This is a genomic window from Pseudomonas sp. PB106 (assembly GCF_009764645.1).
GTDB lineage: Bacteria > Pseudomonadota > Gammaproteobacteria > Pseudomonadales > Pseudomonadaceae > Aquipseudomonas.
Genome location: NZ_RWIM01000200.1, coordinates 1 through 8426, shown reverse-complemented (window position 1 = coordinate 8426; position 8426 = coordinate 1). Strand labels below are relative to the sequence as shown.

Annotated in this window: 8 protein-coding genes; 2 read left to right on the top strand and 6 right to left on the bottom strand. The window is 61.7% G+C overall.

All coding sequences use genetic code 11. From position 1 onward, the window contains the following. Nucleotides 1–136: 136 nt before the first annotated feature. Nucleotides 137–1285, top strand: coding sequence for an acyl-CoA dehydrogenase family protein (locus tag EJA71_RS24980; RefSeq protein ID WP_158960318.1), 1149 nt, complete (start codon nt 137–139; stop codon nt 1283–1285). 135 nt (nt 1286–1420) lie between these two features. On the opposite strand, the gene EJA71_RS24975 is transcribed toward EJA71_RS24980, so the two are convergent. Both EJA71_RS24975 and fnr read right to left on the bottom strand, forming a co-directional pair. Continuing rightward, complete coding sequence (locus EJA71_RS24975) at nt 1421–1969, bottom strand: adenine phosphoribosyltransferase (RefSeq protein WP_024012326.1); 549 nt, start codon at nt 1967–1969, stop codon at nt 1421–1423. Between the two features lie 78 nt (nt 1970–2047). Then, nucleotides 2048–2782 carry a fumarate/nitrate reduction transcriptional regulator Fnr gene (gene fnr, locus EJA71_RS24970; RefSeq protein ID WP_129391522.1) on the bottom strand — a complete coding sequence of 245 codons (735 nt, stop codon included), beginning with the start codon at nt 2780–2782 and terminating at the stop codon, nt 2048–2050. Between the two features lie 154 nt (nt 2783–2936). Here fnr and EJA71_RS24965 point away from each other — a divergent pair, with 154 nt between their 5' ends. After that, nucleotides 2937–3419 carry a hypothetical protein gene (locus EJA71_RS24965; protein ID WP_158960315.1) on the top strand — a complete coding sequence of 161 codons (483 nt, stop codon included), beginning with the start codon at nt 2937–2939 and terminating at the stop codon, nt 3417–3419. On the opposite strand, the gene hemN is transcribed toward EJA71_RS24965, so the two are convergent. From hemN to EJA71_RS24945, 4 genes are all read right to left on the bottom strand, one after another. Next, nucleotides 3416–4798, bottom strand: a complete 1383-nt coding sequence (gene hemN, locus EJA71_RS24960) for an oxygen-independent coproporphyrinogen III oxidase (protein ID WP_158960313.1) — start codon at nt 4796–4798, stop codon at nt 3416–3418. The two genes, EJA71_RS24965 and hemN, sit on opposite strands and share 4 nt — an antisense overlap. 169 nt (nt 4799–4967) lie before the next feature. After that, nucleotides 4968–5651 (bottom strand): sulfite exporter TauE/SafE family protein, encoded by a 684-nt coding sequence (locus tag EJA71_RS24955; protein WP_016984739.1) that lies wholly within the window; start codon nt 5649–5651, stop codon nt 4968–4970. Then, nucleotides 5644–5856, bottom strand: coding sequence for a cbb3-type cytochrome oxidase assembly protein CcoS (ccoS, locus tag EJA71_RS24950; protein WP_039763029.1), 213 nt, complete (start codon nt 5854–5856; stop codon nt 5644–5646). Before ccoS ends, EJA71_RS24955 begins: the two co-directional genes overlap by 8 nt. Before the next feature lie 22 nt (nt 5857–5878). Beyond that, nucleotides 5879–8329 (bottom strand): heavy metal translocating P-type ATPase, encoded by a 2451-nt coding sequence (locus tag EJA71_RS24945; protein ID WP_158960310.1) that lies wholly within the window; start codon nt 8327–8329, stop codon nt 5879–5881. Nucleotides 8330–8426: the final 97 nt, after the last annotated feature.

Below are 8426 nucleotides of genomic sequence, written 5' to 3'. Positions count from 1 at the left end.
AGCCTTCGGCAGCTCCTACCTTGGAATGCGTTTCCCTGTAGGAGCTGCCGAAGGCTGCGATCTTTTGATCTTCTGTATCTTGTAAACCAAGCAAGCGCTCGGTTAACTTCGGCGAACCCTTCCGTGGAGCTCGCCCATGCCTGCCTTTCAGGAATACTTCGACCCCAGCCACCAATTGGTCCGCGACAGCGTCAGACGTTTCGTCGAGCGCGAGATCCTGCCGGACATTGATCAGTGGGAAGAAGCCGAAAGCTTCCCCCGTGAGCTGTACCTGAAGGCCGGCGCCGCCGGCATCCTCGGCATCGGTTACCCCGAGGCGCTCGGTGGCAGCCATGAAGGCGACTTGTTCGCCAAAGTCGCCGCCAGTGAGGAACTGATGCGCTGCGGCTCTGGCGGGCTAGTGGCGGGGCTGGGCTCGCTGGATATCGGCCTGCCACCGATCGTCAAATGGGCGCGCCCCGAGGTGCGTGATCGCGTCGTGCCGCAAGTGCTCCGCGGCGAAAAAATCAGCGCCCTGGCCGTGACCGAACCGGGCGGCGGCTCCGACGTCGCCAATCTGCAGACTCGCGCCGTGCGTGATGGCGATTATTACCGGGTCAGCGGCAGCAAAACCTTTATCACCAGCGGCGTACGCGCCGATTTCTACACCGTCGCGGTGCGCACCAGTGCGCCGGGTTTCGGCGGCATCAGCCTGTTGTTGATCGAGAAGGGCACGCCCGGCTTCACCGTCGGCCGTCAGCTGAAGAAAATGGGCTGGTGGGCATCGGACACGGCGGAATTATTCTTTGACGACTGCCGGGTGCCTGTAGGCAATCTGATCGGCGCCGAGAACATGGGCTTCGCCTGCATCATGGGCAACTTTCAAAGCGAACGTCTGGCGCTGGCACTGATGGCCAACATGACGGCGCAGCTTGCACTGGAGGAGAGCCTGAAATGGGCGCGTGAGCGTGAGGCGTTCGGCAAGCCGATTGGCAAGTTTCAGGTGATCAAGCATCGGTTGGCAGAGATGGCCACGGCGCTGGAGGTGTCGCGGGAATTCACCTATCGGCAGGCGGCGAAAATGGCAGCGGGGCAGAGCGTGATCAAGGAGATTTCCATGGCGAAGAACTTTGCCACGGACACCTCGGACCGGATCACCACGGAGGCGGTGCAGATTCTCGGCGGGCTCGGTTACATGCGCGAGAGTCTGGTGGAGCGGCTGTATCGGGATAACCGCATCCTGTCGATTGGCGGCGGGACGCGAGAAGTGATGAACGAGATCATCAGCAAGCAGATGGGGCTTTGAATAATGGGTGAAGCAACTGGCGTCATCGCTGGCAAGCCAGCTCCCACAGGTGTCTTTGGCGTATACAAAATTTGTGAACGACCGAAATCACTGTGGGAGCTGGCTTGCCAGCGATGGCGTCAGTGAAATCGCCGATTATTTATCGGTCAAGGCAAACTGCGTCAGGCAGAAGGTAGGAATGCCCATGTCCTGCAGACGCTGCGAACCTTGCAGCTCCGGCAAATCAATGATCGCCGCCGCTTCATGCACCCGCGCGCCCATCCGGCGAATCAGGTTGGCCGCGGCAATCAGCGTGCCGCCGGTCGCGATCAAATCATCGAACATCACCACCGAGTCGCCTTCACACAGGCTGTCGGCGTGCACTTCCAGGAACGCTTCGCCGTACTCGGTGGCGTAACCTTCGGCCAGCACGTCCGCCGGCAGTTTGCCTTGCTTGCGGAACAGCACCAGCGGCTTGTTCAGCTGATAGGCCAGTACCGAACCGATCAGGAAACCACGGGCATCCATCGCGCCGATGTGGGTGAAGTCGGCTTCGACATAACGGTGGGCGAAGCTGTCCATCACCAGGCGCAGGGCCGTCGGCGACTGGAACAGCGGGGTGATGTCGCGAAAGATCACGCCCGGTTTCGGGAAGTCGATCACGGGGCGGATAAGGGATTTGATGTCGAAGGAGTCGAAGACCATCGTCGAGGTGTCCTGGCAGGGCTGCAAACGGCGCAGTATACCCGCGGCTGAAACGCTTCGCTCAACCGCGGATCGAGATCAGCCTTCGATCGAACCACCGGCCAGCGCGCAGAGCTGGATCGGGTCAAGGATGTGAATCTCCTTGCCCTCGGCGGCGATCAGCTCGTTTTGCTGGAAGCGGGTGAACACGCGGGACACGGTTTCCACGGCCAGACCGAGGTAGTTGCCGATTTCGTTACGCGACATTGCAAGGCGGAATTGGTTGGCCGAGAAGCCGCGAGCGCGGAAGCGTGCGGACAGGTTGACCAGGAACGTGGCGATGCGCTCGTCGGCGGTTTTCTTCGACAGCAGCAACATCATTTGCTGGTCGTCGCGGATTTCACGGCTCATCACGCGCATCAACTGACGACGTAGCTGCGGCAGTTGCAGAGCCAGTTCGTCGAGGCGTTCGAAAGGAATTTCGCAGACCGAGGTGGTTTCCAGCGCTTGGGCGGAGACCGGGTGTTTCTCGGTGTCCATGCCGGACAGGCCGACCAGTTCGCTCGGCAGATGGAAGCCCGTCAGTTGTTCTTCGCCGCTGTCGCTCAGGCTGAAGGTTTTCAGGGCGCCGGAGCGTACTGCATAAACGGAATCGAACGTGTCGCCCTGACGGAACAGGAACTCGCCTTTTTTCAACGGGCGGCCGCGTTTAACGATTTCGTCCAGCGCATCCATGTCTTCCAGATTCAGAGAAAGTGGCAGGCAGAGAGGGGCCAGGCTGCAATCCTTGCAATGGGCCTGGTTGTGAGCGCGCAGTTTAACTGGCTCGGACATTTCTTTAATCCTTGTGGGAAAACACACATAAGCCGTAAGGGTAACCCACAGGAGGACATTCAGGCCAGTCTGAGGCGACTTTGCCCTACAGCCATAAAGCCCCAAGGCAAGCCGCCGATAAACAGGTATCAGAACGCATACAAGGAAGGCTTCGATGACCGCCATTGGCACGCTGGGCCCCGGTAACAGCGACGTTGCGGCCATGCCGGAAACGTTGAAAACTTCGCCTGGCAATGCACGCGAATCAGGCTCGACCGAAGAGGCAACCCCGACCTTGGTCGAGGGCGTCAAAGTGTCGCTGTCCGGTGCATCGATTGCAAAAGCCGCCAGTGTCGGTGGCGAAAACAGCGACATCGAAGACAGCGGGCTGCCGGAAAACGTCCAGCAATTGCTGAAGATGATCCGCAAGTTGCAAAAGCAGATCGCTGAGAAAAAGGCGCTGATCGAAGCGGTGATGGCCGACAAGCGTCTTTCCAACGAAGAAAAGATCAACAAGGTCGCGGCTCTGCGCGGCGCCATTGCCGCGCTGAACACGGGGCTGATCACCGCCAATCTGGCCTTGTCCAAAGTAGTCGGGCAGTCGGGCATGACAGCGGATCAGAACCTGAAAGTCGGCTCACTGCTGACGAAAAACTAAATCACCCGCGAGAAACGCTGGCGGTTCTGTTGCTCAAGGTAGGCGTCAAACACCATGCACACCGAGCGCACCAGCAGGCGACCCGCCGGCAACACTTCGATCCGTTCGCGATCAAGCTCAATCAGGCCGTCGTTGGCCATGCCTTGCAGTTGCGGCCACAGCGCGCCGAAATAGCCTTGAAAATCGATGTTGAACTGCTGCTCGATCTCGGCGAATTCCAGGCTGAAATTGCAGATCAGTTGCTGAATGACGGCGCGGCGCAGTCGATCATCGGCGTTGCACACCAAGCCGCGGCTGGTCGCCAGCTGCGCGGCAGCGAGGGTGTTCTGGTATTGGTTCAGGTCGCTGCTGTTCTGGCAGTACAGATCACCGATCTGGCTGATCGCGGAAACGCCCAAGCCGATCAGATCGCAATGGCCGTGGGTGGTGTAACCCTGGAAATTGCGTTGCAAGGTTTCTTCTTCCTGAGCGACCGCCAGTTCGTCGTCGGGCAGGGCAAAGTGATCCATGCCGATATAGCGGTAGCCGGCGGCGGTCAGTTGTTCGATGGTGCGCTCGAGCATCTCCAGCTTGTGAGCGGGCGATGGCAAGTCGCTGGCGTTGATCCGCCGCTGCGGCATGAAGCGCTCCGGCAGGTGTGCGTAATTGAACACCGAGAGCCGGTCCGGTTGCAGGCTGATGACTTCTTCGACGGTGCGGGCGAAGTTCTCCGGGGTCTGCTTGGGCAAGCCGTAGATCAAGTCGACGTTGATCGAGCGAAATTGCAGGGTGCGCGCGGCGTCGATCACCGCACGGGTTTCTTCCAGACTTTGCAGGCGATTGACCGCGCGCTGCACCGTTGGATCAAGGTCTTGCAGGCCGATGCTGACGCGGTTGAAGCCCAACTCGCGCAGCAAACCCATGGTCGACCAATCGGCTTCGCGCGGATCGATTTCGATGCCGTAATCGCCGGAGTCGTCGTCGAGCATATTGAAATGCTTGCGCAGGTGCGCCATCAACTGACGCAGTTCGTCGTGGCTGAGAAAGGTTGGCGTGCCGCCACCGAAGTGCAGTTGCTCGACTTTCTGCGCCGGGTCGAGGTGACAGGCGATCAGCTGGATTTCCTGCTCCAGCCGTTGCAGGTAAGGCAAGGCGCGGCCGCGATCCTTGGTAATGACCTTGTTGCAGGCGCAGTAGTAGCAAATGTTCGCGCAGAACGGCACATGCACGTACAGCGACAACGGGCGCAGGGCCTTGCGGCTGTCGCGCAGGGCGTGGAACAGGTCGAAGGTGCCGACCTGACTGTGAAATTGCACAGCGGTCGGATAGGAGGTGTAGCGCGGCCCCGCCAGGTCGTAGCGGCGGATCAGATCAGAGTCCCAACGAATGGCGTCGAGCATGCGGGCATTCCCCCGGATAGGCTGGCAGTGTGGCGAGTCTATCGGGGTGCGGCGATGGGGCACTTGATTTGCATCAACAGCATAAGATCAAAAGATCGCAGCCTGCGGCAGCTCCTACAGGGGGATACATTCCAATGTAGGGGCTGCCGCAGGCTGCGATCTTTTGATTTTAATGCCCCATCAGCCAATGCTGGTGCGGGCCGGGCAATGTCCAGATGCCGAACAGGATGACCAGCAAACCACCGGCCATGCGCACGCTGCGTTTGCGCAAAATGGCGGTGACGCGTTCTGCGGCAAGCCCGGTGGCGAGCAACACCGGCCACGTCCCCAGCCCAAACGCAAGCATCAACAACGCACTGTCCAGCGCATTGCCCTGACTCGCGCTCCATAGCAGCGTGCTGTAAACCAGCCCACACGGCAGCCAGCCCCACAACGCGCCCAGCAATAACGCACGGGGCAGACTCGACACCGGCAGCAGGCGGTTGGCCACTGGCTGAATGTAACGCCACAGGCCGCGACCCAGGCTTTCGATGCGGGTCAGTCCGCTCCACCAGCCGGCCAGATACAGACCCATGGCGATCAGCAGCAATCCGGCCAGCACGCGCATGAACAGCGCCGCCGGACTGTTCGCCACCGCCCAGCCCGCAAGACCGATCAGCAATCCGGCAGTGGCATAACTGAGGATTCGCCCAAGGTTGTAGGCCAGCAGCAAGCGAAAGCGTCGACTGCGTTGCTCTTTCGGGATCGCCAACGTCAGCGCGCCCATCAGACCGCCGCACATGCCCAGGCAATGGCCGCCGCCGAGCAGGCCAAGGATCAGCGCCGAAACCAGCAAGGGCGCCAGTTCAAGCATGGGGCGGTGCCTTGTCGTCCGGTTTGCCGGCGTTGGCTTCGTCCACTGCCGCGGTGTGGTTCGGATCCTGATCGTCGAACAGGATGCTGTGCGCCGGGCCGTCGAGGTCGTCGTACTGACCGCTGTCCACCGCCCAGAAGAAGATGTACACGGCGATGGCCACGATCAGCAGTGCGGCCGGGATCATCACGTAGAGAGCTGGCATCTGTACTCCATGCCCGCGCGGCTCAGGCCGGCAGCGGGCGGGTTTCTGACGAGGCGCTGGCCTTTGGCAGACTCGGCAGGCGAGTCAAGCGCAGGGCGTTCAGCACCACGGTCAACGAACTGATCGACATGCCGACGGCAGCCCACACCGGAGTGATCCAGCCGAGGGCGGCGAACGGCAACATGAGGCCATTGTACAGCGCCGCCCATAGCAGGTTCTCGATGATCACTCGACGGGTGCGTCGCGCCAGCGTGAAGGCTTGCACCAAAGCGTCGAGACGGTTGGACAGCAGCACCGCATCGGCGCTGGTTTTCGCCAGATCGGTGGCCGAACCCATGGCCACACTGATGTCGGCCGCCGCCAGCACCGGCACGTCATTGACGCCGTCGCCGAGCATCAACACTTTGCGACCTTCCTTGTGCAGTTGCTGCAAGACTTGCAGTTTATCGTCAGGGCGCAAGCCGCCACGGGCCTCGTCGATACCGAGTTCGGCGGCGACGCTGGCGACCATCGGCGAGCTGTCACCCGAGAGCAGCAACGTGCGCCAACCGCGCGCCTTGCACGAGGCGAGCAGGGCGGGGGCGTCGTCGCGCAGGCGATCATCGAGGACGAACCACGCCAGTGGCCCTTGAGCGTCACCCAGCAGCAGCCATTGGCCCGCCTCGTTTGGCATCGTCGGCACACTGGCGCCGCTGAGGGCGCTGACAAAATTTGCCTGACCAATGCGCACACGTTGCTCGCCCACCAAACCTTCGAGGCCAAGCCCCGGCGTGCCGTGGACTTCTTCTGCGGCCAGCGGTGCGCGGCCAAACGCGCGGGCAATCGGGTGTTCCGAACGGTTTTCCAGGGCGGCGGCGAGGCTCAGGCATTGCTCGCTGTCGAGTGCGCCGAGCGGGCGAATCGAGCGCAGCACCAAACGGCCTTCGGTGAGCGTGCCGGTCTTGTCAAAGATCACCGTGTCGATCTGATTCAAGCCTTCCAGCACATGCCCGCGCGTGAGCAGCAAACCGAGTTTGTGCAGGGTGCCGGTGGCGGCAGTGAGGGCGGTCGGCGTCGCCAGCGACAGCGCACATGGGCAGGTCGCGACCAGCATGGCGAGGACGATCCAGAACGCCCGCGACGCGTCCAGCTCCCACCACAGCAGGCCGATTGCGGCTGCAGCAATCAATGACAGCAGCAAAAACCACTGCGCCGCGCGGTCGGCGATTTCCGCCAGCCGTGGTTTTTCCGCCTGAGCGCGGTCGAGCAGACGGACGATGGCCGACAGGCGTGTGTCGTGCCCCAGCGCCTGCACTTCAACGGTCAACGCGCCTTCGACGTTGAGCGTGCCCGCCGTGACCGCGTCACCGAGCATTCGCGGTTGCGGCAGGTATTCACCGGTCAGCAACGACTCATCGATGCTTGACTGGCCGTCGATGATCTTGCCGTCTGCCGGTAAAACCGAGCCGGGTTGCACGAGAATTCTGTCGCCCAAGCGCAATTCGCTGAGGAGGATGCGTTCGCTCTGGCCGTGTGCATCGAGGCGCAGGCACGAGGCCGGCAACAGATTCACAAGTTGTGCGGTGGCAGCGGCGGTGCGCTCGCGGGCGCGGCGTTCCAGGTAGCGTCCGGCGAGCAGGAACAACGCGAACATCCCGACCGCATCGAAATACAGTTCGCCAACGCCGGTGATCGCGGTCCAGATCCCGGCGATGTAGGCACTGCCGATGGCCAGCGAGACCGAAACATCCATGGTCAGGTGCCGTGTGCGCAGATCGCGCATCGCGCCTTTGAAGAACGGCGCGCAGCTGTAGAACACGATTGGCGTGGTCAGGAACAGCGCGACCCAGCGCAGGATTGTGTGCAGCTCGGGGCTGAGGTCGATGTTGAATTCCGGCCAGGTGGCCATCGTCGCCATCATTGCCTGGAACCACAGCAACCCGGCCACGCCGAGCTGGCGCAGGGCCAGACGGTTTTCGCTGGCCAGTTGCTCGCTGGCGCGATCCGCCTGATACGGATGGGCGGCGTAACCGATGTGGCGCAGTTCGGCGAGGATCTGGCTCAGCGGCAATTGCGCGTCGGCCCAACTGACGTGCAAGCGATGGTTGGACAGGTTCAGTCGCGCCTCGGCGACGGCAGGCAGCGTGCGCAGGTGTTTTTCGATCAGCCAGCCGCAGGCGGCGCAACTGATGCCTTCCATCAGCAGGGTGGTTTCGGCCAGCTCACCCTGGTGGCGCACGAAGGGTTGCTGGACGTCGGCGCGATCGTACAGCGCCAGTTCGTCGGTCAATTGCACGGGCAGCGCTTCGGGATTGGCCGAGGCTTCGCTGCGGTGCTGGTAATAACTTTCCAGGCCACCGGCGACAATGGCTTCAGCCACGGCCTGACAGCCCGGGCAGCAGAACTCGCGGGGTTCTCCGAGTACGACAGCGGTGAAGCGGCTGCCGGACGGGACGGGCAGGGCACAGTGATAGCAGGGGAGTGGGGTGGTCATCGAGTGTTCACTAATACTGCTGATTCACTACACCCCCGTGTAGGAGCTGCCGCAGGCTGCGATCTTTTGACTTTAAAACAAGATCAAAAGATCGCAG

What these genes read in the sequence shown, in the direction of transcription:
- EJA71_RS24980 (WP_158960318.1), top strand. Translation starts at nt 137, where the DNA reads ATGCCTGCCTTTCAGGAATACTTCGACCCCAGCCACCAATTGGTCCGC.
- EJA71_RS24975 (WP_024012326.1), bottom strand. Translation starts at nt 1,969, where the DNA reads ATGGTCTTCGACTCCTTCGACATCAAATCCCTTATCCGCCCCGTGATC.
- fnr (WP_129391522.1), bottom strand. Translation starts at nt 2,782, where the DNA reads ATGTCCGAGCCAGTTAAACTGCGCGCTCACAACCAGGCCCATTGCAAG.
- EJA71_RS24965 (WP_158960315.1), top strand. Translation starts at nt 2,937, where the DNA reads ATGACCGCCATTGGCACGCTGGGCCCCGGTAACAGCGACGTTGCGGCC.
- hemN (WP_158960313.1), bottom strand. Translation starts at nt 4,798, where the DNA reads ATGCTCGACGCCATTCGTTGGGACTCTGATCTGATCCGCCGCTACGAC.
- EJA71_RS24955 (WP_016984739.1), bottom strand. Translation starts at nt 5,651, where the DNA reads ATGCTTGAACTGGCGCCCTTGCTGGTTTCGGCGCTGATCCTTGGCCTG.
- ccoS (WP_039763029.1), bottom strand. Translation starts at nt 5,856, where the DNA reads ATGCCAGCTCTCTACGTGATGATCCCGGCCGCACTGCTGATCGTGGCC.
- EJA71_RS24945 (WP_158960310.1), bottom strand. Translation starts at nt 8,329, where the DNA reads ATGACCACCCCACTCCCCTGCTATCACTGTGCCCTGCCCGTCCCGTCC.